The 23,783-nt window shown below is 63.3% G+C and carries 14 protein-coding genes and 1 tRNA gene; 5 read left to right on the plus strand and 10 right to left on the minus strand.

Translation table 11 applies throughout. The features are described from left to right. Positions 1 to 402 precede the first annotated feature (402 nt). The 3 genes from RIF85_RS05595 to RIF85_RS05605 all read left to right on the plus strand — a co-directional run bounded on the left by RIF85_RS05595 (position 403) and on the right by RIF85_RS05605 (position 4,855). The gene (locus RIF85_RS05595) at positions 403 to 2,514 is read left to right on the plus strand and encodes a TPM domain-containing protein (RefSeq protein ID WP_309070926.1); all 2,112 of its coding nucleotides are present in this window, start codon (positions 403 to 405) and stop codon (positions 2,512 to 2,514) included. Between the two features lie 52 nt (positions 2,515 to 2,566). Beyond that, positions 2,567 to 3,331 (plus strand): PspA/IM30 family protein, encoded by a 765-nt coding sequence (locus RIF85_RS05600; protein WP_309070927.1) that lies wholly within the window; start codon positions 2,567 to 2,569, stop codon positions 3,329 to 3,331. 135 nt (positions 3,332 to 3,466) lie between these two features. After that, a complete protein-coding gene (locus RIF85_RS05605) occupies positions 3,467 to 4,855 on the plus strand; it encodes a deoxyribodipyrimidine photo-lyase (protein WP_309070928.1) in 1,389 nt (462 codons plus the stop codon). Here RIF85_RS05605 and RIF85_RS05610 read toward each other — a convergent pair. The 4 genes from RIF85_RS05610 to RIF85_RS05625 all read right to left on the minus strand — a co-directional run bounded on the left by RIF85_RS05610 (position 4,824) and on the right by RIF85_RS05625 (position 9,883). After that, positions 4,824 to 5,348 carry a DUF6328 family protein gene (locus tag RIF85_RS05610; protein WP_309070929.1) on the minus strand — a complete coding sequence of 175 codons (525 nt, stop codon included), beginning with the start codon at positions 5,346 to 5,348 and terminating at the stop codon, positions 4,824 to 4,826. The two genes, RIF85_RS05605 and RIF85_RS05610, sit on opposite strands and share 32 nt — an antisense overlap. Positions 5,349 to 5,446: 98 nt before the next feature. Continuing rightward, a tRNA-Met gene (locus RIF85_RS05615) sits at positions 5,447 to 5,520 on the minus strand. Between the two features lie 56 nt (positions 5,521 to 5,576). Beyond that, entirely contained in the window at positions 5,577 to 8,522 is a 2,946-nt protein-coding gene (locus tag RIF85_RS05620) for a UPF0182 family protein (RefSeq protein ID WP_375164370.1), read from the minus strand. Between the two features lie 248 nt (positions 8,523 to 8,770). Then, positions 8,771 to 9,883, minus strand: a complete 1,113-nt coding sequence (locus RIF85_RS05625; RefSeq protein WP_375164368.1) for a PDZ domain-containing protein — start codon at positions 9,881 to 9,883, stop codon at positions 8,771 to 8,773. Between the two features lie 294 nt (positions 9,884 to 10,177). On the opposite strand from RIF85_RS05625, the gene RIF85_RS05630 reads away from it, so the two are divergent. Next, complete coding sequence (locus RIF85_RS05630; protein WP_309070931.1) at positions 10,178 to 11,605, plus strand: zinc-dependent metalloprotease; 1,428 nt, start codon at positions 10,178 to 10,180, stop codon at positions 11,603 to 11,605. A 14-nt stretch (positions 11,606 to 11,619) separates the two neighbouring features. Here RIF85_RS05630 and RIF85_RS05635 read toward each other — a convergent pair whose 3' ends face one another. Genes RIF85_RS05635 through nudC form a run of 3 tightly spaced genes read right to left on the minus strand, consistent with a single transcriptional unit; the run spans position 11,620 to position 15,263 of the window. Then, positions 11,620 to 12,153 (minus strand): M48 family metallopeptidase, encoded by a 534-nt coding sequence (locus tag RIF85_RS05635; RefSeq protein WP_309070932.1) that lies wholly within the window; start codon positions 12,151 to 12,153, stop codon positions 11,620 to 11,622. Between the two features lie 27 nt (positions 12,154 to 12,180). Next, positions 12,181 to 14,286: an ATP-dependent DNA helicase UvrD2 gene (locus tag RIF85_RS05640; protein ID WP_309070933.1), complete on the minus strand. Its 2,106-nt coding sequence runs from the start codon at positions 14,284 to 14,286 to the stop codon at positions 12,181 to 12,183. After that, positions 14,286 to 15,263, minus strand: a complete 978-nt coding sequence (gene nudC / locus RIF85_RS05645; protein ID WP_309070934.1) for an NAD(+) diphosphatase — start codon at positions 15,261 to 15,263, stop codon at positions 14,286 to 14,288. Before nudC ends, RIF85_RS05640 begins: the two co-directional genes overlap by 1 nt. Positions 15,264 to 15,394: 131 nt before the next feature. On the opposite strand from nudC, the gene RIF85_RS05650 reads away from it, so the two are divergent. Continuing rightward, positions 15,395 to 16,537 (plus strand): macrolide 2'-phosphotransferase, encoded by a 1,143-nt coding sequence (locus tag RIF85_RS05650; RefSeq protein WP_309070935.1) that lies wholly within the window; start codon positions 15,395 to 15,397, stop codon positions 16,535 to 16,537. Here the strand turns inward: RIF85_RS05650 and RIF85_RS05655 are convergent. Genes RIF85_RS05655 through RIF85_RS05665 form a run of 3 tightly spaced genes read right to left on the minus strand, consistent with a single transcriptional unit; the run spans position 16,534 to position 23,734 of the window. Further along, a complete protein-coding gene (locus RIF85_RS05655) occupies positions 16,534 to 20,016 on the minus strand; it encodes an ATP-dependent DNA helicase (RefSeq protein WP_309070936.1) in 3,483 nt (1,160 codons plus the stop codon). The two genes, RIF85_RS05650 and RIF85_RS05655, sit on opposite strands and share 4 nt — an antisense overlap. After that, positions 20,013 to 23,297, minus strand: a complete 3,285-nt coding sequence (locus tag RIF85_RS05660) for an ATP-dependent DNA helicase (RefSeq protein WP_309070937.1) — start codon at positions 23,295 to 23,297, stop codon at positions 20,013 to 20,015. Before RIF85_RS05660 ends, RIF85_RS05655 begins: the two co-directional genes overlap by 4 nt. Then, positions 23,294 to 23,734, minus strand: a complete 441-nt coding sequence (locus RIF85_RS05665) for an MGMT family protein (RefSeq protein WP_309070938.1) — start codon at positions 23,732 to 23,734, stop codon at positions 23,294 to 23,296. Before RIF85_RS05665 ends, RIF85_RS05660 begins: the two co-directional genes overlap by 4 nt. Positions 23,735 to 23,783: the final 49 nt, after the last annotated feature.

Raw genomic sequence — 23,783 nt, forward strand, 5'->3', positions numbered from 1 at the left:
GGGGGTGGGCCTGATGCTGTTGCGTGGGCGGGATATTTGGGTTGTGGCTGGGGGGATTCTGCGGGCGGGGTGGAAGCGGTCCATCGTACGACCCGTTGTTCTCGGTCATCGTTTGTCCTTTCACTGGTGCTTCCTGAACTATGGCAAATCAGGCTGTATTAAAAGCTGATGTTTCCTGTACGAGCGCTGTGAACCAGCCGAATGGAGCCTTCACTTTCATTCTCCCGCATAGGCCGATCTGTCGCACCGTATGCAGTTTCGCTCGGGGCATAGCGCTCTCGGTGGACTGCCCCAGAAGCGCGCCATAGAATCGCAATCAGGCGGACCGGGGGATTAATGCCTTGCATTACGGCGGTTCGCCCGTTCCCGGAGCGCCCGGCGGACATGGCTGAAGGGTTGTGAATGAAGTCAAGCATCACGCGCGTCTGCTCCGCCGCGGGAGTTGGAACACTGGTTCTGCTCAGCCCACTCCTCGCAACTCCGGCATTTGCCGTTGACCCGGTCGACTTCAGTTCTGAGACCGTGATTGACCAGGCTGATGTCCTCTCCGACGCAGAGCAGCAACAAGTGGAGCAGGCGATCGGGCAGCTGCAGAGCGAGCACGGCTATACCCTGCACGTTGCCTACATCGATTCCTTCAGCAACCCGTCCAGCCCCCGCGACTGGGCCGCGGCAACTGCTGAAGCGAGCTCATTTCAGGCCGACGACGCGATTTTCGTTGTCAGCGTCGATGAAAGCAGAGGTGGCATTCTCGCCGATAGTTCAAGCGAGATCGACAATGAATCCACAGCTATCTACGAGAGTCTCGCCAGACCGGAGCTGAGTGGGGGTGACTGGGCAGGGGCTGCGATCGCAGCCGTAACCGGGGTTGACCAGGTTCTCGACGGCGGCGCCATTGGTACCGCCGGGACTTCCGCCGACGGCGGGGGTGGGGGCTCATTCCTTTTCATCGGCGGGCTACTCGTACTTGCCGGAGTCGGCGGTTACTTCTACCTGAGGTCCAAGGGTAAAAACCGCGGCTTGCAGCAGCAGACCCAGTCGGCCTCAGAGATCGAGTTCGGACCGGGCCGCGGAGCGGACGGTCAGGTGCTGGATCCGCTGGCGTCACTCAGCGTGGAAGATCTCCGGCGCCGTGCCGGAACCCTGCTCATCGCAGCCGATGACGCCATCAAGTCCAGCGAGCAGGAGCTGGGTTTCGCCCAGGCCCAATACGGTGATGAGGCCGTTAAGCCCTTCGCGGAGGATATCGCCGCTGCGAGGGCTCACATGAGCGAGTCCTTCAAGTTGCAGCAGCAGCTCGACGACCACATCCCCGACACCGAAGAGGATCAGCGGAAGTGGCTCGGCGACATCATCCGCAGGTGTGAGTCAGTCAACGCCAGCCTCCAGGAGCACAAAGCCGATTTCGATGCCCTGCGGAAGCTGGAACGCAATGCGCCCCAGGCCCTCGCTGAGGCACAGGCCGCAGCTGCGGATGTCAGCGCACGTCTTGCGGCGGCAGAGGGAACGCTGCGCCAGCTTCAGGGACGTTACGCTGGCTCAGCCACATCGCAGATCGAGGACAATGTTGACCAGGCACGGGAGCGGCTGCAGTTCGTCGACAACGCTGCTTCGACAGCCCAGAGACACCTGACAGAGGGCAACACCAGCGCGGCAGTTGTAGCCGTCCGAGCCACTGAAGAAGGGGTCCACCAGACAAAGGTCCTGCTGGAAGCCATAGACCGGCGTGCCGCCGAGCTGTCCACCGCTGAGCGGGAGATGGAAAGAGCCGTGTCAGAGACGGCCCAGGACCTTGCCCAGGCACAGGCGATGGTCGCTGCTGGATCCAATCCGGAACTTGCAGGTCCAGTTGCCGGTGCAACCGCCGCCCTTGAGTCTGTACAGCGGGAGATTGCGTCGGGCAGGATCGATCCCGTCTCGCTTCTTCAGCGGGTCGAGAACGCCCACACACAGCTTGACGCTGCCGTTGGGGGCGTCCGTGACCAGGCGGAGCAGACCCGCCGGGCACGCGAGACGCTGCAGCACACCATCATGGCTGCCCAATCACGGATATCCGGTACCGCCGATTATATTCGGGCTCGACGCGGAGGGGTGGGCAGCGAAGCCAGGACACGTCTGGCTGAAGCGGAACGCAACCTCGATTACGCGGTGCGCATTCAGTCGCAGGATCCGGTCACCGCGTTGTCGCACGCTCAGCAGGCCGTGTCACTTGCGGAGCAGGCCGGCCAGATCGCGCAGAGCGATGTGGACGGCTTCGGCGGAAGGATGGGTGGTTTCGGTGGAGGCGGTATGTTCGGTGGCCGTGGTGACGGCATGGGGGGTGCCCTGCTCGGCGGTATCCTGATCGGCTCCATCCTCAACGGTGGCGGCGGCCACGGTGGGGGCTTCTTCGGCGGAGACGGCGGAGGCTTCAGCGGCGGGGACGGCGGCATGTTCGGTGGAGGCGGTTTCGGCGGGTTCGATGCCGGCGGCGGCGGTTTCGGTGACTTCGGAGGCGGCTTCGGAGATTTCTAGGAGAGCGACCTCAACCAGGCAGTAAATAGTCAGGCAGATCGAAAGGTATCCCATGGTAAAGCAATCAATATTCGGACGTATGGCAACACTGGCAAAGGCCAACATCAACGCGCTGCTTGATCAGGCGGAAGATCCGCAGAAGATGCTCGACCAGATGGTGCGCGATTACTCCAACAGCATCGCGGAGGCCGAAAGTGCGGTTGCGCAGACCATCGGCAACCTGCGGATGCTGCAGGAGGATTACAACGAGGACCGGGAGAACGCCCGCACCTGGGGCAACAAGGCCCTGGCAGCATCCAAGAAGGCCGACGAGTACCGGGCGTCCGGTGACACGGCGGACGCTGAGAAGTTCGACAATCTGGCCAAGGTCGCGATCCAGCGCCAGATTACCGCCGAGAACGAGGCCAAGGGCGCCGAGCCGACCATCGCGTCTCAGACTGAGATCGTGGAGAAGCTCAAGGGCGGGCTTAACCAGATGAAGGGGAAGCTCAACGAGCTGACCAGCAAGCGTGATGAGCTCATTGCCCGCTCCCGCACGGCAGCAGCTCAGGCGCAGGTTCATGACGCCATGAAGAGCATCGACTTCATGGATCCCACCAGTGAAGTCGGCCGATTCGAAGAGAAGATCCGTCGCGAGGAAGCACGCGTCCTCGGGCAGGCTGAACTTGCCAACTCGAGTCTTGACGCGCAGTTCGAAAGCCTGGAGGACCTCGGTGAGCAGAGCGAGATCGAGGCCCGGCTCGCCGCTCTGAAGTCTGGCAGCGCAGGCGCCGGCCAGTCCGCCATCGAGCAGGGTGAGGAAGTTCCCAAATACTGACGGCAGTTCCTGAACGCGAGACGGCGGTTCCTGGCGGAGCCGCCGTCTTGTATTCAGGCCTCCTGCCCTATCGAAAGCGCATAAGGCTAGGGCCGGCATAAACGACGCCTGTAGCCCGCCGGTAGATTGACCAGTATGGCTCTGACCGTAGTATGGCTTCGCGACGACCTCCGTCTAGCCGACAACCCTGCCCTGCACGCAGCAGCGGAGAAGGGTGACGTCGTCGTCTGTTACGTGCTGGATGAGGCGAGCGAGGACATAAGACCGCTCGGCAGCGCCTCCCGTTGGTGGCTCCATCACTCCCTGACGGCCCTCTCCGCTGGACTCGAAGCGCGCGGAATCCCGCTGGTCCTTCGGGCGGGCCGGGCTTCGGATGCAATACCGCGCCTTGTCGAAGAGGCAGGAGCGGATGCCGTCTACTGGAATCGTCGGTACGCGCAGGCCGAGCGAACTGTTGATGCGTCACTCAAAGCGTCCTTGCGCGCCGGCGGATGTGAGGTGAGCAGCTTTCAGGCGAACCTTTTGTTCGAACCGTGGGAGGTAACTACCGGAAGCGGCTCCCCGTACCGGGTGTTCAGTCCCTTCTGGAGGGCTTGCCGGCGCCTGCCCGACCCGCGCATGCCTCTCGAGGCTCCGTCCGCCCTGAGGGGTCCTTCACTCCCTTCTGCTGAGCTCGACAGCTGGCAACTGCTCCCCCGCACTCCTGACTGGGCAGGGGGTCTCCGTGAGACATGGACGCCGGGTGAGAAGACCGCACAGGATCTGCTTGCGAATTTCCTCAGTGACACTGTTGACGGTTACGCACAGGCCCGGCAACTGCCCAATGTGGAGGGCACGAGCCGTCTGTCTCCTCACCTCCGGTTCGGCGAGATCAGCCCCTTTCAGGTCTGGCATGCCGCTCGCGCCGGATCAGCACCATCGGCAGCAAATGACCTTGCCGTCTTCATCCAGGAGATCGGTTGGCGTGAGTTCTGCTGGCAGCTGCTCTATCATCACCCGCACCTCGCCACCGACAACTACAGAACGGAATTCAACGCCTTTCCGTGGCAGCAACCGGACCCGGAGGAACTGAACGCCTGGCGTTATGGCCGCACGGGTTATCCCCTGATTGACGCCGGGATGCGTCAACTGTGGCACACCGGCTGGATGCATAACCGGGTTCGCATGGCCGTCGGATCATTTCTTGTGAAGAACATGATGGTGGACTGGAGAGTGGGCGAACAGTGGTTCTGGGACACCCTCGTTGACGCAGATCCGGCGAATAATGCCGCGAACTGGCAGTGGGTGGCCGGCTCGGGAGCAGACGCCGCCCCCTATTTCCGCATCTTCAATCCAGTAACTCAGAGCAGGAAGTTCGACGCCGCCGGCGACTACCTCCGGCGGTGGGTGCCGGAGCTGCGCTCCGCAGCCCATGTCCACGAACCGTGGAAGGACGCGCCGCCGGGATACCCCGCGCCGCTGCTCGATCTCAAAGACTCACGCAACAGGGCGCTCACCGCATACCAGGAGCTGCGTCAGGGTTAGCAGCTCTCACCGACCGCCGCTTGAGCATCTCTGGAACGACCACCCAGAGAGCGAGAATGAGCACGAACAGACCGCCCGCAGTAATGGTTCCCGCCGTCCGGTTCAACACGATATCGAAGATGAGACCGGTGGTCCCCACCAGGACCAGCGCTACCAGGAGCATGGTCATGCGCAGAATCCGGTCTGCGTTGCGCACAAGCGTTTCCTTGATCCTCAACCGGAAGAACGTCCGGTGCATGATCACGGTGCTCAGCAGCAGCGCCGTGATGAGGGCGGAGAGCACCACCAGGACCAGATACACGGTCACTTGGAACGCATCAAGATCGCTGAAACGGGACTGGAAGGGCAGCGTCAGGAGGAATCCCGTGAGGATCTGGATACCGGTCTGAAGCACGCGGAGTTCCTGCAATAGTTCAAGCCAGTTACGGTCGACGCGTTGCAGCGCGGTTTCTCCCCGTTCTTCATCACCACCCACCGGTCCCTGATCGATCATGGACATAGTGTAGGTGAGCGGCGCTGCCGACGGGCGAAACCGGCTGAGGAAACAGAGAAGGTCCTGGAAGCCGAACTTCCAGGACCTTCATCTACTTGTTGCGGGGGCAAGATTTGAACTTGCGACCTCTGGGTTATGAGCCCAGCGAGCTACCGAACTGCTCCACCCCGCGGCGTGATTACTACTCTACCCGCCGCGGGCTCGGATCCCAAATCGGGCTGATTCACCCTATTCGGTGGCTCCTCCAGAAGCCTCCGAGAGGCGCGTTTCAGCGTCCAAAGCCCGCTGCAGGGCCTGGTCGAGCCGCTCCTGCGCTTCCCCATAGGCTGCGAAGTCGCCTTCTGCGAGGGCCGTCTGGCCCTCCTGGATGGCGGTGTTAGCTTCCTGCAGAGCAGCCCGAAGATCGGCGGCCGGATCACCCGTACCCGGATCGGCCGGCGTGGTGGGCTCTTCGGTAGGCTCCGCCGTCGGTTCTTCCCCTGCAGGTGGAGCAGCCGGGTCGTCCGGCGTTTCACCGACATTTTCACTGTCGCCCGTTACTGCCCCGGAGTCGCCTTGGAACACCTGATCCAGGGCTTCATCCAGCGTCGGAGCAAAACCGACCTGCTCGCCGAAGCTCACCAGCACGCGCCGCAGGACGGGGAAGGACGAATCTCCCGAGGACTGGACGTATACGGGCTGCACGTAAGCGATGCCGCCGCCGATGGGCAGGGTGAGCAGGTTTCCGCTGATCACCTCGGACGCGCCCTGGCGCAGAAGGTTCAACTGCTGTGACACTTCGGTGTCGGAGTTGAAGAGGTTCGCTGCCTGGCCCGGGCCAACCGCCGAATCCTGCCCGGACGAATCAAGCAGCCGGAGTGTTCCATAACTCTCCGCCTTGACCCCGTCCTCACCGGTGCCCGCGTCGCCGTCCGCCGCGAGGAACCCGTAAAGGATGTTTCGTGGTTCCTGGCCTTCGGGAACAAACGGGATGAATGGAGTGGTGAGCGAGAAGCTGGCGGAATCCTGATCGGGCATCTGCAGCGAGAGGTAGAACGGAGGCTGCTTGACGTTCTGCTCGCCGTCCTCCAGCGTTGGGTCCACAGGGACCGCCCAGGCCTGGTTGTTGCTGTAGAAGGGTTGGGTCTCGGTCACGTGGTAGCGGGCAAGCAGTTCACGCTGAACCTTGAACAGGTCTTCCGGGTACCGGACGTGTGCCATGAGGTCTGCCGACATCTCGCTGAAGGGCTGCAGGGACGTCGGGTAGACCTTTTGCCAGGCCTTCAGGATGGGGTCCTGGTCATCCCAGGCATACAGGTTGACCGAGCCGTCATAGGCATCAACCGTTGCCTTCACCGCGTTGCGGATGTAGTTCACCTGTTCTGCCGGTAGGGCCGCGGTAACACCTTCCGCAGTGAGTGAGTCAACCGTTGCTGACTGGAGTTCCTGCTGCGTGGAGTACGGGTAGTCCGCGGTGGTGGTGTATCCGTCGATGATCCACTTGACGCGCCCGTCGACGATGGCCGGGTAGGTGTTGCTATCCAGCGTCAGGTACGGTGCCACCTTCTCGACACGGTCGACAGGGTCCCGGTCGTAGAGAATCTGCGATTCGCCGTTCACCTGGTCGGAGAGGAGCAAATCCGTCGATTGGAACTTCAGGGCATACACGAGCCGGTTGAAGAAGTTCCCCACCTGCGGGCCGCCCTCACCCTGGAAGGTGCTGCGCGCCTCTTGGTCGGATTCCTCCGTCTGCGGACGGTCGATTTCCAGGGGTGTTGCTCCATCCGGGGCACCCACGATTGAGTATTCGGGAGATTCCTCGCCGAAGTAGATGCGGGGTTCGAACGTGGTCTCGTCGCCGAGTACACCGGTCGAAGGGATGCCGGACTGGATGAACTCCGGACGACCGTCGGGTTCCACAGTGGAACCCGCAGCAGCCACCACGCCGTAACCATGCGTGTAGTAGACGTGTTCGTTGATCCAGCCTTCGGGAACGCCGGCCGTGTTGAGCTCGCGGACCGCGATGACGGTGTCCTCGATCTCACCGTCGATCTCGTAGCGGTCGACGTTGAGGATTTCGGGGAACTGATAGTACTGACGGAACTGCTGGAGCTGACTGAACGCGTCGCTCACCAGGTTGGGGTCAAGAAGCCGGATATTGGCGGTCGTCTCGCCGTCTTCGTTGAGCGCTCCTTCCTGGGGGACGTCCTCGACACCATAGTCATTGACCTGCACTTCATCGAGACCGTAGGCGGCACGTGTCATGGTCATGTTGCGCTCAATGAAGGGCTCTTCACGACTGAATTCCGAGGGGACTACCTGGAAGCGCTGTATCACCCACGGGTAGACACCACCGGCAAGAATGGCGGTGATGACCAGCATCGCCGTGCCGATCATGGGCAGACGCCACCGCCCGATGATCGCGGAAACGATGAAAAGCACAGCGACGATGACAGCGGCGGCGGCGAGGATTGCCTTGGTCGGAATGACCGCGTTGACATCGGTATACAGGGCACCGGCCCACTTGCCGTCGCCGCTGGTAACCGTGGCGTACCGATCCAGCCAATAGTTCACGCCCTGAAGAATCAGGAATAGTGCTGCGAGAACCGCGATGTGCGTCCGGGCAGCCCTACTTGTGAACAGCCCTTTTTCCTCCAGACGGATGCCACCGTACAGGTAGTGGGTGAGCACACCTGCAATGCCGCTGATCACCACAACACTGACAAGGAAACCGATCAGGAATCCGAGGAACGGCAAGGTGAAAACGTAGAACCCGATGTCCAGTCCGAACTGGGGGTCCTCCTCACCAAATGCCTCGGTGTTAAAGAAGAGGAGCATGCGCTCCCACTGGGACGAGGCCGCCGTGCCCGCGAAAGCGCCGAGCACAAGAGGGATGCCGAGCATGAGCAGCCGGCGAATGGGCTCGAGTTGAGCCTGGTAACGGTTCAGGTTGTCCTGGATGCTGCTGTCCGGCGCGTAGATCGGCCGTGATCGGTATGCGATCCGCAGACTCAGATAGACGCTTGCGCCCATGATCAGGAAGGCGGCGACAAAGAGACCGATACGTGCGAGATTCTCGGTGACAAATACCTCAAGGAATCCAAGCTGGTTGTACCAGAGCACGTCGGCGTAGACCTGGGAGAAGTACACGAATCCCACCACCAGCAGACCGAGAACGATCAGGGTAGGAATCAGCGGTCCACGCCGCCTGCTTGGGGCCGAGTACGGTTGGCTCGGCCTGCTGCTGAATGGCCGGTCTGGTCCGGATGTCACTATTACCTCATCCTCGGGGGTACGGAGTGCTGTGTGCGCTCAGCGGCGCATGGGTCCACTGTTGTTATTCTGCCCTGTGCACGTACGGGCCACACAATTCAGTTCCGCCCGGCGGGGGCCGGCCGTGAATCGTTTCCCAATCGTGTCCATCGCGGGTCTCACCGGCTAAATCAGTCCTCGCAGGACGGAAGATCAGCACCGCCGTCGTTCTCTTCACCCAGAGTGCGGACGGCTGTCACCGCGTCCTCAAGGGTCTCAACGCGGACCACCCTCAAGCCGTCGGGAACATGACCGGCGACTTCACCGCAGTTAGCCGCCGGAGCGAGAAAGACTTCCGCTCCAGATTCCCGGGCGCCCGCCAGTTTCTGCCGGATGCCGCCGATGGGTCCGACAGCGCCTGAGGAGTCGATGGTCCCGGTGCCGGCGAAATGCTTCCCGCCCGTCAACTGCCCATCAGTCAGCTTGTCCACGATTCCCAGCGCGAACATCATGCCGGCTGACGGGCCACCCACGTTGTCGAGGGCGATGTCGACGTCGAACGGGAACTGGAATTCGGACATCAGGAAGACGCCCAGCTGATAGTCGCCGGACTCCCCCTTGCGTGGCTTCACCGTTTCGACGACCGTTTCACCGTCACGCGTGACGGTGATGTTCACGTCGTCGCCGCCCGAGGCATTCAGCGCATCCTTGAGCGGCTGCAACGCTTCGATCTCCTCGTTCCCGACACGGTTGAGCTGGTCTCCCTCCTGCAGAAGCCCTTCGGCGGCAGACTCAGGTGCGAATCCCACGACAGAAAGAGTTTCCTCGTACGGGATTTCCAGGTGGGCCAGGGCTGCAGCAACCGCCGATTCCTGCGATGAGGTCATTGCCTGTGCGTTCTGCTGTTCGACGTCCGACTCGGAAACGTCCGGGGGATAAACCAGTTCACGAGGGGTTACGGCCTGGGATGGGTCTGCCCAGGCACGGAACGCGTCGAAGATGCTGACGCTCTGACCGGGCCCGCCAGCGACGAACACGGTCGTGAGATCCAACGCACCGCCCGTGGGGTAGGTCTCTTGTCCGTCGATGGAAATCAACGGTTCGTCGTTGATCGCGCCGATGGTGTTGAATGTCGGACCGGGAGACTCGACCACGTACGGGGACGGCAGGAGGACTGCCGCAGCGCCAAGGCCAACCGCAAGCAGGCCGGAAACCGACATCACCGTGAAGCGGGGATCCCGTTTCACGGGGTCGTGCCGGGGCCTGTCCGTTTTCTGGGCGAGGGGCTGAATCAAGTGGTTCACCTTCGATTTGGGGGCGCCAAGTATCCCGGGATGGCGAGATTTCAGGGCATTCCACTCCAAGCCTACAAGCCCACCCTGCGCTCGAGGCGCCCCTGCAAACGTAGGTGCTTTGCCTAGAGCGAACTCATTCACGCTGTGCAGGACAAGTCCATTGGCTCCCGGTAACGTTTGAGGTCCTGAGCGACCGCAGCTGCAGGTTGGAGTAGGGCACCTTCGAAGCCCCCGCCGGATCCCGTCCGGCTTGCCATGCTCCGTCCAGCTTCAACCAGTTTCGACCAAGGACCGGTGGTATCGATGAGTTCCAATCCGTCGAACAACGAAGACGACACTCCCAAGGATCCGCTCTCTGAGATGCTTGAGCGTCTCATGGGCGGGAACATGCAGGGCATCGACCCACAGGAAATCGCGAAGGCAGCAGGGCTGCCCAATGACCCCCAGGCCATGGCGATGATGATGCAGCAGGTTCAGGCCATGTTTGCGGCACGGTCTGAAGGCCCGGTGAATTGGAGTCTCGCCCGCGATCAGGCCCGCCGCGCCGCCGCGACCGGCGGGGATCCCTCAGTGAGCAGCACCGCGAAGCGTGAGGTGGACGACGCACTCAGGCTCGCCGAGATGTGGCTGGACCCCGTCACCGACTTCCCGTCCACAGCCCTATTGGGCAAGGCGTGGTCCCGCGCCGAATGGGTCGAAGCCACCATGGACACTTGGCGGCGGCTCACGGAACCGGTAGCTACCAGCATCGCGCTCGCGCTCTCCAACGCCATCACGGAACAGATGCCGGAAGAAATGAAGTCCATGATGGGCGGTGCGGCATCGATGCTTCAGAACATGGGCGGCGCAATGTTCGGGATGCAACTGGGGCAGGCGGTCGGCGCGCTCTCGCGCGACGTCGTCAGTTCCACTGACATCGGCATACCCCTGGCTGAACACAGCATGGCCCTCCTCCCGGCGAACGTTGCGGCATTCGGTGAAGGCCTGGATATCTCCGACTACGATGTCCGACTGTTCCTCGCGGTGCGGGAGGCTGCGCACGTTCGGCTGTTCACCCAGGTGCCCTGGTTGACGGGACACCTTCTGGGTGCAATTGAGAGTTACGCCCGCGGCATTCACATCGACATGTCGAAGATCGAGGAAGTCGCCCGCGACATCGATCCGTCGAATCCCGAGTCGCTGCAGGGCGCGCTTTCCGAGGGCGTTTTCATGCCGGAGCGCACTGCCTCCCAGGAAGCGGCTCTCGCTCGTCTGGAGACCACTCTGGCCCTTGTCGAAGGCTGGGTCGATGAGTTGAGTGCGGCCGCCACCGCCAAGCTTGAGTCGTCGGTCGCGCTTCGCGAGATGGTTCGCCGCCGCCGCGCCACCGGTGGCCCCGCGGAGAACGCGTTTGCCTCGCTTGTGGGCCTGGAATTACGCCCCCGGCGCCTGCGCGATGCCGCTGCCCTGTGGGAACAGTTGCGCCAGGAGCGCGGAATCGCCGGGCGGGATGCCATCTGGCAGCATCCCGATCTGCTTCCCACACCTGAAGACCTTGACGATCCGGCAGGATTCAGCAAGCGGCGGCAGCTGGCCGAATCAGAGGACGCAGACGTCGACGCCGCCCTGGAAAAACTCCTCGCCGGCGGTTTCGAGCCAACCGCGAATGAGAAGTCCCAGGACGAGGATGCTCCTCCTGCAGCTGACGACGGCGACGATACCTCAAGCGGCACAAGCGACGACGGCCGCTGACCCGAGCGGCCGGGTTACCGGCCGCTCAGACCGTGGTCTGCTGCATAGGCTGCACCAAGCAGGAACGCTTTGGCGGTTTCGGTGTGCGGGTAGCTTTTGAGCAGACTCCAGAAAGTCGCGTTGTGTGTTGGCTCGATGAGGTGTGCCATTTCGTGCAGGATCACGTAGTCGATAACCCAGTCCGGCATCCCCTGCAGCTTGTGGGACAACCGGATAGCGCCAGAAGCGGGTGTCGCGGATCCCCAGCGGGAGTTCTGGTTCGTGACCCAGCGGATGCTCGTGGGCATGCCCCTTCCGACCAGGTATTGCTTTGAAAGCTCGGAGGCCCGGTCGCTCAACCCGGATTCGGAGTGTGCCGGCCGCTGGGAATTCGCGTGAAGCTTGGCAACCATTCTCTCCACCCACTGCTTTTCCTGGCGCGCGCTGAAGGAAGCCGGAATCGAAACCACTGCAACGCCGTCGCGCAGGTCCACGCTGACCGTCCGGCGACGGCGGGCCGACCGACGCACCTCCACCGGGTATGGTGCCGGCGAATTATTCGCGGTCATGCGGCGTTTCCTTCCACGTGTGCGCTCTCAGCTGCCCTGCGCAAGGACACTAAGCACCGACTCCCCGTAACGTTCCAGCTTGGTTGGGCCGACACCGGCAAGCTGCGCCAATTTCTCCAGCGAGTCAGGACGAGCTTCTGCGATCGCGACCAGTGTGGCGTCTGTGAAGACAACGAAGGCAGGAACGTCCGTTTCCCGGGCTGCCTGCAGACGCCAGGTCCGCAGCGCTTCGAACGTCTCCTCGCTGTAATTCGCAGGGCAGTCCCCGCAACGGCCGATCTTGCGTTCGGCTCCCGTCCCGAGGACCTTCCCGCAGCTGCGGCAGTTCGCAGGCGCAGACATCTTCCGCTCGCGCCGGGCAGTAGGTTGTCGGAAGGATCGTGTACCACCGGAGTCAGGACGGAGGCCGTCGAGGAACCGGGAAGGCTTCCGCGATGCCCGACCGCCCGGAGTGCGGGAGGTAGACCAGGAGAGGGCAAGGTGCTTGCGGGCACGGGTTATGCCGACGTAGAGGAGGCGGCGCTCCTCATCGACGGCGTCCGGCGTATCGGCGAACGAGATGGGCATCAGTCCCTCGCTCAGCCCTACGAGGAACACGGCGTCCCACTCGAGGCCTTTCGCTGAGTGCAGTGACGCGAGGGTTACGCCCTGAACTGTGGGTGCGTGCTGTGCAGCCGCCCTTTCGTCGAGTTCGACGACGAAGTCCTGGAGTGTGAAGCCCTGCTCTGAGCGCGCCGCGTGAAGCTCGTCGGCGAGTGAGACCAGCGCGGCCAGCGACTCCCACTTCTCACGGACGGCACCGGAGCTCTGCGGAGCTTCGCTCGTGTACCCGAGGGATGCGAGGACATCGCGCACCAGCTGCGGCACATCATCGTCAATCGCCGCGCGCGCGGCAGCCCGAAGCTGAAGCAGGCTCTCCCGTACTTCACGCCGTGCGAAGAATCGTTCCGCTCCGCGCAACTGGTATCCAATGCCTGCGGCCGCGAGGGCCTGCTCATACGCCTCTGACTGGCCGTTGGTCCGGTAGAGGATTGCGATTTCGCTGGCGGGCACACCGTCATCGAGCAGGGCCGAGATCCGTCGAGCGACATCAGTGGCCTCTGCTTCATCGTCGCTGCACTCAGTGAAGCTGGGCGCCGGCCCCGGAGGTCGTTGGGCAATCAGTTGTAGCGGCGTAGCCCAGGTGCCGGCGCCGCCCCGACGCTCAACTTCGGCTGTTCTGGCAGCGAGCAGCGAATTGGCAAGGTGCACGACCTGGGGCGTCGAACGATAGTCCCGGACGAGCTTGATGACCTGGGCCTTCTGATACCTCCCGGTGAAGTTCAGCAGGTGGGCGCTGGTGGCGCCGGTGAAGGAATAGATGGTCTGGCTGGCATCTCCCACGACACAGAGCTCATCCCGCTCCCCCAGCCACAAGTCCAGCAGGCGCTGTTGCAGCGGCGACACGTCCTGGTATTCATCCACCACGAAGTGCCGGTACTGAGCACGGACGGTCGCTGCCACCTTGGCATCTTCCTGCAGTATTCCCACCGTGATGAGCAGTACGTCCTCAAAGTCGATGACGTTGCGATCCACTTTGAGATCCTCATAGGTGCTGAACACACGGGCAACCGTGGTGGTGTCCATACCCGCCGGTTCCACCCGGCCGCTGGCAGCCTCGACGTAGGTGTCCGGCGTCAGCATGGATACCTTTGCCCATTCGATTTCAGCAGCGAGGTCCCGGATGGTGGCGCGGTCAGTACTCAGCCTCAGCCGGCGCGAAGCTTCCGCCAGCAGTTGCGCCTTATGGTCGACGAGAGCAGGCAGCGTTCCTCCGACTGCCTGCGGCCAAAAATACTGAAGTTGACGCAAGGCAGCCGCGTGGAAGGTGCGCGCCTGTACGCCCTGGGCTCCCAGGTCGCGGAGACGTGTGCGCATCTCCGCTGCTGCCCGTGCAGTGAAGGTCACCGCAAGGACCTGTTGGGGTTTGTACACTCCGGTGTGCACACCGTACGCAATACGGTGGGTGATTGCCCGGGTCTTTCCCGTTCCGGCTCCGGCAAGAACGCAGAGCGGACCGCTCAATTGAGATGCCACCGCGCGCTGTTCGTCATCGAGGCCGGCGAGGATCTTTTCTTCGACGGAACCCTCCACTACGGTCTCCCGGCGGACGGTTCTTCATCGAGGGGGCCACCGTACCAATTCTCGATGAGCGCGCGTGCAATGGATGCTCCAGAGGCCACGGACAAGCGCTCTTCCCGAAGGCCGACGAACAGTTCCTCCCGGGTGAACCAGCGCACCTCCCTGATTTCGACGCCGTCGGCCACGGGCTCAGCGTGCGATGCCCTGGCGGTGAAGCCTAGCATCAGGGAGGCCGGGAACGGCCAGGGCTGCGATCCCAGATAAGTCGGCGAATGCACGACGATGCCCGACTCTTCCTCCACTTCGCGTATCACGGCGGCTTCAAGAGACTCACCCGGTTCGACAAACCCTGCGAGAGTGGAGAAGCGATTTTCCGGCCAGGCGGCGGAAGATCCCAGGAGCAGGCGGTCCTCCTCGTCCGTCACCGTCACGATGATTGCCGGATCCGTCCGTGGAAAATGCTGGCTCTCATCGGCCGGGCATCGCCGGACCCAACCGCCGTCGATCGGGTCGGTTCGTTGACCGCAGCGCGGACAGTGCGTATGGGTGGCGTGCCAGTTGGAGATGGCCACGGCTTCAACGAACAGGCCCGATTCCTGAGGGGTCAGTTCAGCCGCGGCGTCCCGCAACGTGACCCACGACTCTTCCGGTGAAACCTCAGGTTGAACTTCCTCGTACTGCACAAGGACGATGTGCGTGCCGGAGGGTAGGTCCGGCGTTGGTTCAACTGTGCTGCCGAGGTAAATCGGATTCTCCGGGCGAGCGACCTCTGACACAGGACTCAGCACGAGCCTCCGCTGTTGAACGGGCGCACGCAGTTGGGCAAGATGAAGGATCCGGGTTCCGGGTTCCTCCCACAGCCGGTCGAACAGGTCAGGGGTGGTGCGGAAGGTTGAGCCGCGATCAGCCGTGCCGCGGGCCAGAGGCAGGGATCCGAGTGGGGGGAGGCTGGCAGTACCGGCTGCCTGCATGCCGACGGCTTGGGTCATATTTCTACGGTACGGTCCCGCACCCCCAAAAGGACATTCGGAGCACTTTTCTGGAGGAATAGTGATGGCGAGCAGCGACTCGCCGTCCGGGACATTCGGGCGCATGACCTTGCGCGCTTACGGTGGATGATGTGAAACGCTCGCCAATGGAACTTGCCGCCCTCGCCAGCGCGGCCGTGCCGGGTCTCTCCCCGACGGGCGTCTCCGGCGCGCCCGATGATCCCGCCGATTTCGAATCGGCCCTTCTGATTGATGGCTCAGGCAAACAGTGGCGCGTCCGTGCACCCCGGCATGCCGAGGCGAGCATGCGGCTGGAAACAGAGCTGCAGGTACTGCGCGCCTTCACGCCCGGAGTGAGGGCGGAGCTTCCATTCCTCGTCCCCCACGTCGCGGGCACGGTGCGGATCGGCGACCTGCGCACCTTCGTCTACTCGCACATTGAGGGTTCTACGCGTTCCCTCGATGATCTCGCAGCGGGCGGTCGTGAGTTGGCGAGGGAAATCGGCCGGTCGATAGCCGCCATCCATGAACTCCCGCGGACGCTCGTCAGTGAAGCGGACCTGCCCGCGTACGAAGCGAATGAAGTGCGGCAGCGGCGTCTCAACGAGCTCGACCAGGCGGCCACAACCGGGAGAATCCCGTCAGACCTGTTACGCCGATGGGAGCATGCGCTGGAAGACGTCTCGCTGTGGCGCTTCAATCCCACCGTGATCCACGGGGACATCCACGAAGACAATCTGCTCCTCGCGGCGGGACGGGTGTGTGCTGTCACCGGCTGGACCGACCTGTCGGTGGGGGACCCGGCGGATGACTTCGCCTGGTTGGCGGCGACACAGGACGCGCATTTCTCCGATGAAGTACATGCGGCCTACCTTGGCGCCCGAACGGATGCAACCGATGATCACCTGTTGCGGCGGGCATCACTCGCTGCAGAGTTTGCCCTGGCGCAATGGATGGTGCGCGGCCTCGCCCTGGGCGATGAGGACATGATCGAAGAGGCAGAAGAAATGATGCGCACGCTTTCTGCTGATCTTGCGGCCGAAGAGGCGGCCGTTGCCGCCGCGGCTGAAGACGACTCAGCCGAGGATGTAGAAACGCCCTCCGGCACATCCCGAATCATTATCGAAGCGGATAACCGCCCGGGTAGCACACGGATTTCCGGCCCCTCGAACACCGAACCTCCTGCGCACCATGCACCGGGCACAGAATCTCCAGCGACGCAGGACCAGGAAAACCTGGAAACATCCGCCCTGCCCGTGGTGCCCCGACCCTAGCCGGACCCGCTTGCGGATGTTGCGCGGCGGATGATGTCTTCAAGCGCTCTGCCGTCCGCGAGGTCGTGCGGCCGTACGAGCAGGTCCTCAGCCACGTAGTAGAACGCGGCTCTCACTGATGCCAGCGGTACATCCATCACGCGCGCCCATGCAAGCCGGTAGACGGCCAGCTGAATTGACTTCGCCTCCCTGCTTCCCGCTGCGGGAGGTCGCCCTGTCTTCCAGTCGATAAGGTCCCAGCCGCCGTCGTCGTCCCTGAAGACCGCGTCCACCCGACCGCGCACCACAACAGACTCGACGCGGGTTTCCACCGGCACTTCGATGCCATAGGGGACGCGATCCGCCCACGGCGACTTCCTGAACGTGTCCGTGAGCACCTCCAGTTGTAAGCCCTCTTCCACGAAGGAGTCGGCGGCCCCGGGGAACTCCCCCAGGTCGAGCATTCCCGTTGTGCCGTAGAACTCCTCGATCCACGCGTGGAAGGCAGTGCCGCGCCGGGCAGCCGAGCCGGGACGACGTGGCACCGGCCGTCGCAATCGCCTGGCCACAGCCGCGCTGTCTTCCGTTAGTTCAACCATCAGCGAGGCAGAGATATGGGTGGGAAGCTCGACCGGCGCCAGGACAGCCCTACTCTGCTGGCGGGCGAGGGCTTTCCGGACTTCGTTACCCCATCGTCCGAGAGAAGGTTGTCCGCGGGTGGGTGCCTCGTGGTCCGCGGACCCTAGGTCATGCGCCGCTGCACGGACAGCCGCTGCTGCCTGTTCCACGGTGTCGCGGCGCTCGCGCAGCGGATCGATGGGCCATACCGCCCGGTCGCTGTGGGCGCGCGCCGGGTTCTCGTCACCGACCGAGGAATCTTCGATCCAGGCGAGTTCGCGGTAACCCTGTGCACCGGCAGCCGCGAGCTCCCGCAACTGTTCAAGATAACGGCTGGGGGCCGTCGGCTTGGATCTTCCGCCTCCCCATGCCGAGGCGGAACAGAACAGGACATGGCGTGCCCTGGTGAGGGCCACGTAAGCAAGCCGCCTTTCCTCCCGTTCGCTGTGGGTGAGGGCGTCTTCGGCAAAGAGCTTCTCGCTCTCGAGCCATGACTTCTGGTCGGGCTGGTCCCAGTCCCACTGCGGCAGTTCGGGAGCATCACCGCGCAGCGGCCACGGAACAGATGAGTCCCCTGAGCTCCAGCGCGAGCCTGTACCGCTGGGAAAGGATCCCTCGTTCATGCCCGGCACCAGTACAACGTCCCATTCCAAACCTTTGGACGCGTGAACCGTGAGGAGTTGAACCGCTTCCCTGCTGGTCTCCAGGGCCGTTACCGGCAGTCCGTCTTCTTCCGCGTCGGCCGCCTCCAGCCAGGCGAGAAAGGCGGGCAGGTCGATACGATCCGAGGTCGAAACAAAACTGCTGACGGCGTCAGCGAAGGCGTCCAGGTTTCGTCGTGCCTCGTGGACGCTCACGCCCGGTTTCGCTGCGAGTTCGATGTCGAGCAGGAGTGTCTGTTCTATCTCGCCGATCAGGGTATGCAGATCGTCTCCGACTGACTGACGGAGCCCGCGGAGTTCGTCCCGAAGCAGCATGAGTCGTTCTCTTGCTGCAGGTGAGAGAGTGCGGCCGCTGCCCGAGACCCATCCAGCTGGCGGAAGATGATCGACGGCGTCCACAAGGCTGGCCGGCTCCGAGTCCTCTGTCGGCGTCGGAACAGACTCGCTGTGACTTTCGCTCTCGGATGCTCCTCCTGCCTGACCTTTGACCGAAGTGCCCTCCTCCGGCGCCTCGCTGGCGGATTTGAGGCGGTGGATACGGGCGTCGCGATCATAGGCGAGCTGACGGGCCCAGTCGCCCAGCGCCATCAGATCCGCGCTGCCCAGACGCCAGCGTGCTCCGGCGAGAAGGCGCAACATTGCGTCGGATCGTTCGGGGTCGCCGAGGACCCGGAGAACCGAGAGAATTTCGATGACCTCCGGTGTGCGAAGGAGTCCGCCGAGGCCGATGATCTGTACGGGTATACCGGCCGATTGAAGCGCTCGGCGAAGCGGTTCGAATTGGCGGCGGCCACGGCAGAGGACGGCGATAGTCGGCCGCAGCGGCCGCCCGTCCTCATCCATGTCGAAAAACTGGCGGCGTTTTGCCTGGATGAATCGCGTCAGCGCAGCAGCCTCGTTGGCGAACGGGCTATCGGGGTCGGAGGGGTCGGCCTCCTGGGCGGCGCTCTCGCTGAGATAGCGTGCGAGGTAGACCTCTCCGGTTGGTGCGTTGGGCCGGGGCAACAGCCCGGGCACCTGAAGCTGCTGCTGCGGACCAACCCAAGGAGGCGGAACGTTGAGCGGAGCCGCCACGGCGTTCGCCGCTCCCAGGATGCTCGTGGAGTTCCGCCATGCCACCGAGAGGTTAACCATGGGCGCCGGCTTCCGCCCTCTGTCCGTATGCAGCGGGAAGCGCGATCTGAAGGTACCCAGTTGCCCTGCTGAAGCGCCCCGGAAACCGTAAATGGACTGGTGCGGGTCGCCCACTGCCGTCACAGACCTGCCGTCACCGAATAACCTGGAGAAAAGGACCATCTGAGCGTGCGAGGTGTCCTGAAACTCGTCAAGGAGGACGACCGAGTACTTCTGTCGCTCGATCTCGACGGCCTGCGGAACTTCGCTGACAATACGTGCTGCCAGTGAAACGAGGTCGCCGTAGTCGAGCTGCCCTGCATGTTGTTTGGCTTGGGTATACCGCTCCACGAGCTCAGTGACGGTAACTCGCGTTCGCAATTTGTCCAGGAGGTCTTTTGCGCGCTGGGTGGAGGCTTTCGGTTTGTTTGCCTCATAAGGGCGGGTAGTCATTGATTCGATGTGTTCCAACAACGATGCCCGCACGGCAGCAGGTTCCACGAGGTGCTCCGCACATTCCGACGCCATGGTCAGGACTGCGTTTGTCAGCGTAGCCTTTGCTGCGGAAAGGTGTTCCCACGGACCGCGGTGGGACTCGACGATCCTGCCCGCCAGCTGCCAGGACTGTGCCGTGCCAAGCATGACGGCGTCGCGTTCCACTCCTATGCGCAGGCCGTAGTCCTGAACGATGCCGTTGGCATAGGAGTGATAGGTGGAGATGGTAGGTTCCAGCCGGTCTTCTCCGGATTCGAATACGCCCTCCCCTTGCGCCCGATACAAGGCGTGAAGTTGCTGGCGAATGCGTGCGGCCAATTCCCCGGCCGCTTTCCGGGTGAACGTGACCCCAAGGATCTGCTCCGGCCGCACCAATCCATTGGCCACCAGCCACACGACGCGGTCGGCCATGGTCTTGGTCTTTCCTGAGCCTGCTCCAGCGATGACCAGCTGCGGCTGCAGCGGCGCCTCGATGATGCGCGTTTGTTCCGGCGTGGGGTAGTGAACGTCGGCATCATTACCGCCCGCAAGCAAGCGAGCCAGTGATTCCGCAGAGAGGTGCTGTTCCGGCTTGGGCGGCACCGCTGCCGTATGAGCCGTATCGGTGCTCATTCGGTTACCTGCCTTCCTTCGACGCAGAGCGGACATATCTCCGGGAGACGGCATGCACCGCCGCCGTAAGCCGAACGTTTAGGATCATGGACTGCCTCGAACTCGGCAGCTGACATCAGTCCCGCCGCCTGCTCAATCATCTCGTGTGCCCAGGGATCGTCAGGGTGCAGAGCTGGCTGGTCCTGGACCTTGGGTGCCTTCGCGCTCGTGCCGAGATGCACCAGGGCGGCTCCCCCGACGGACCGCGATCCCTCGGGCTGATCATGTGACGGGCGGTCCGACTCACCGAAAGCCCCGGCCAGCGCAGCGACCTGGTACGCCGCCAATTGCGGGTGGGAGGAGACCTCGGAATCTGGCGGGGCTGACTTGCCTGTCTTAAGATCCACGATGAAGACATGTCCGTCATGTGTCAGTTCAAGGCGATCTACAGAACCGCGGAGCCTGGCCTGACGTTCCGAACCGTTGACGAGGACGGTTAGATCGACGCTGAAGTCCACCTCTGCACGTAGCAGGGAACGGTCCGCCTTCCGCATCTCCACCAGGTAGGCTCCAAGTTTCCTCACCATGTGCTCGGCACGCCGCAGGTCGCTTTTCGACTCCCAGGTGTCCTTCATGCCGAGAGCCGGCCATCGGCGGACCAGTTCCGCAGCATACTGATTACCGGTGGCATCCGGCATGTCCTGGGCAATCGAATGGACGAGCGTTCCGAGAGAACGGGCGAAGTCGGTGGGCCGCTCGCCGCCGGCAGCCGAGACGAACCAGTTCAGCGGCGAGGCGAGTACTGCCTCCACCTTCGAGGGGGAGACGGGAATGACCGCTTCGGGAGGCACCACAGGATCGGTTGATGAGAGACCGGCCAACCCCCACCACTGCGCGGGATCTGCGCCCGGGACAAGGGGACGGTGCAACATCATCATCCCCAGATGATGCACTGCTTCAGCGGCAGCGTCGGGGTCACGGTCAGGCTGCTGGGTGTACCTGCGGAGTTCGGCAACCAGCGCCCGAAGGGTGAGAGGCCGCTTCACCTCGGTGCGCGGGCGTTCGTAGATCCCGAACGGCAGGGGGTCGAGAATCTCGAGGAATGACGAGGGCTGCTGATCTTCCGAGGAAACGGCTACACAGATCAGCTCCTCGGCTGCACGGCTCACCGCCGAAGAGAAACTTCGCAGTTCGTCCGCTCTGGTGAACTGCATGAGTGAAAGCGGGTCGCGATGGTGTCGAAACTCGCGGCCATGCTCAAGCAGGGCGACAAGGTCCCCCGATCCGAGCAACTCACCCCTGATCCTCAGGTTCGGCCATACACCTTCCTGCACTCCGGCGAGGATGACTACCGGCCACTGGCGTCCCGCTGCTGCGGCTGGGGTCATGATTGCCACAGCTGCACCCTTCTGTGCACGGGCGGCAAGAGTGTCCATGGGGAGTTCCTGGCTCAGCAGGTATTCCAGGAAACCGGATGCAGGGGCCCCGGGTACCTGGTCCACGTAGCGTTCAGCGGTCTGAAAGAGCGCGACGACGGCATCCAGGTCCCTGTCGGCTCGCGCCGCCGCGGGTCCGTGCCGCAATGCCGCCTCTTCCCACCGCGAAGAGAGCCCGGATGCCGACCACACGGACCACAGGACCGTTTCGGGCGTGCTCGCCTCGTCCTGCAACGCCTCACGGCCCGCACTCACCATCGAGTGCAGCCGACGGGCGGGCCGGAACTGCGGTCGGGGGTCGTCAATGTGCGGTTGAGCCAGTAGATCGACGATCAGTTGATCGGAGTCCCGCTCTCCCCCGGTCAATCGTTCCTCCTGCCTCAGCAGCTGGCGCAGCCTACGGATCTCCAGGGCACCGACGCCGCCGATCCGCGAGGTCATGATCGAAACGGCCAACTCGGCGTCCAGTTCCTGAGCGCCCGTGACCACGCTGAGGATTTCCAGTAACGGGCGCACAGCGGGTTCATCGCGGATGGCCCGTTCAGCCGGTGGAACACTCACCGGTATGTCCTGGCCCGCGAGATACCGTTGCAGTTCGGACACCTGTGCGCCGGTTCTTGTGATGACGGCGATCTCGTCAAAGCTTCTGCCCTGCTCGACATGGGCTTCCAGGATCCGCTGTGCGACGTAGCGCTGCTCGTGATATCCGGAATCGACCACATGCACTGACACGACGCCATGCCCGGAGGACTGGGACTGGGCGTCAGGGCCCATTTCCGGCACGGTCAGCCGTCGGTATCCCACCGGTGTCCCGCTCACCGGTGTCCTTGCGGCGATGGCGGCCCATCTCTCGGCGAGCGCACCCGCTAGTCGGTGCGAACCGGTCAGTTGGACAGTGTGCACCTGCCCCAGAATCTCTGGGAGACGTGCTGCCAGTTCGGGGCGTGCGCCGCGGAATCCCTGCACTGCGGTGTCCGGGCATGCCGAGATCAGGCAATCCTTTCCTTCTGCCAGCACTCCGCACAACGCGTGCACTGCCGTGTTCGACTCCTGATAATCATCAATCAGGATCAGCGTGTACTTGTCCCGTTCTTCGCTCAAGAAGTCCGGGTTTGTTTCGAGGATGCCGCGGGCTGCCGTGAGGATTCCCGCGGGATCGAACGCTTCCGGCATTCTGAGGTCCAGGACATCCCGGTACTCGCTGTACAGCGCGGCTGCGGACACCCAGTCGGGGCGATCAAACCTGCGCCCAAGCTCTGCCAGTTCATCCGCATGCAGGCTGTACTCACTGACCCTGTCAAAGAGTTGCCTCACCTCCTGACGGAATCCCCTCGTCCCCAGTGCCTGACGTAGTCCCTCCGGCCAGAGGGCATCGAGCAATCCAAGCCTGCGGTGTCCCTCGAGGAGCTCCTTGATGATGAGGTCCTGTTCCGCGCCCGATAAAAGCCGCGGGGAGCGTGTCAGCTCAGGCAGAAGGCCTGCCACACGGGCCCGGCGGATGAGGTCGAAGGCATAGGACGACCAGGTCCGGGCGGGAGGCGCACTGATGCTGCGGTGCAGCCGTGCCGTCACGTCATCACGAAGGCGTGCTGCTGCCAGCCGGGTGGGGGCCAGAATCAGGACCCGGCCCGGATCCACCTCACCATCCGTAATTCTGCTGACCGCTGTCTCGATCAGGACTTCGGTCTTGCCTGTGCCCGGACCGCCGAGAACCAGTACCGGACCTACCCCTGCCCCGAGACCCAACACTTCCCGTTGTTCCGGGTCGAGGCGGGGCCGCTGTAAGAGCTGAGCCGCACCCGAAGGCGACCTCAGACTGACTATGGACGGCGTGGGTGCCGTGTCCCGAAAGGAACTACTACTCATGGCTCCACACCATCATCCGCCTCCGACAATCCGAACGAGCGATCTCCGCGCCCGGGAACGCATTCCAGAGACGCGCGCACGCGCTGCAACGCGTCCTCTTCGTCAGGAGTCGGATTCCAGCGGGCCACGGCCAGGTTCACGCGGTACCCGGCTCCGGACCTGCTCCCCCTGCCTGCAACCTTCCGCAAAGCGGTGGATTCTCTTAGATAGTGCTCGACGGCGGCGGTCTCCAGTCTCTGGGGCGGCCTGCCGTCGGCGCTCAGAACCCGCCACCACGGCACGTCGACGGGGCCCCGGGACATGACTGCTCCCACCTGACGCGGTCCGCCAGTTTCGAGGACCTCCGCTATGTCGCCATACGTCAGAACTTTCCCGGAGGGAATGAGCTTGACGATGTCCAGGACCGCCTCTTCATAGTCCAGACCTCTGCCGCGCACCGAACCACAGTACCGAAAGCCCTGGAGGGGAACGATGTCGGGTCGCCGG

The organism is Arthrobacter sp. (assembly GCF_031179385.1).
In the GTDB taxonomy this organism is placed as follows: domain Bacteria; phylum Actinomycetota; class Actinomycetes; order Actinomycetales; family Micrococcaceae; genus Arthrobacter_D.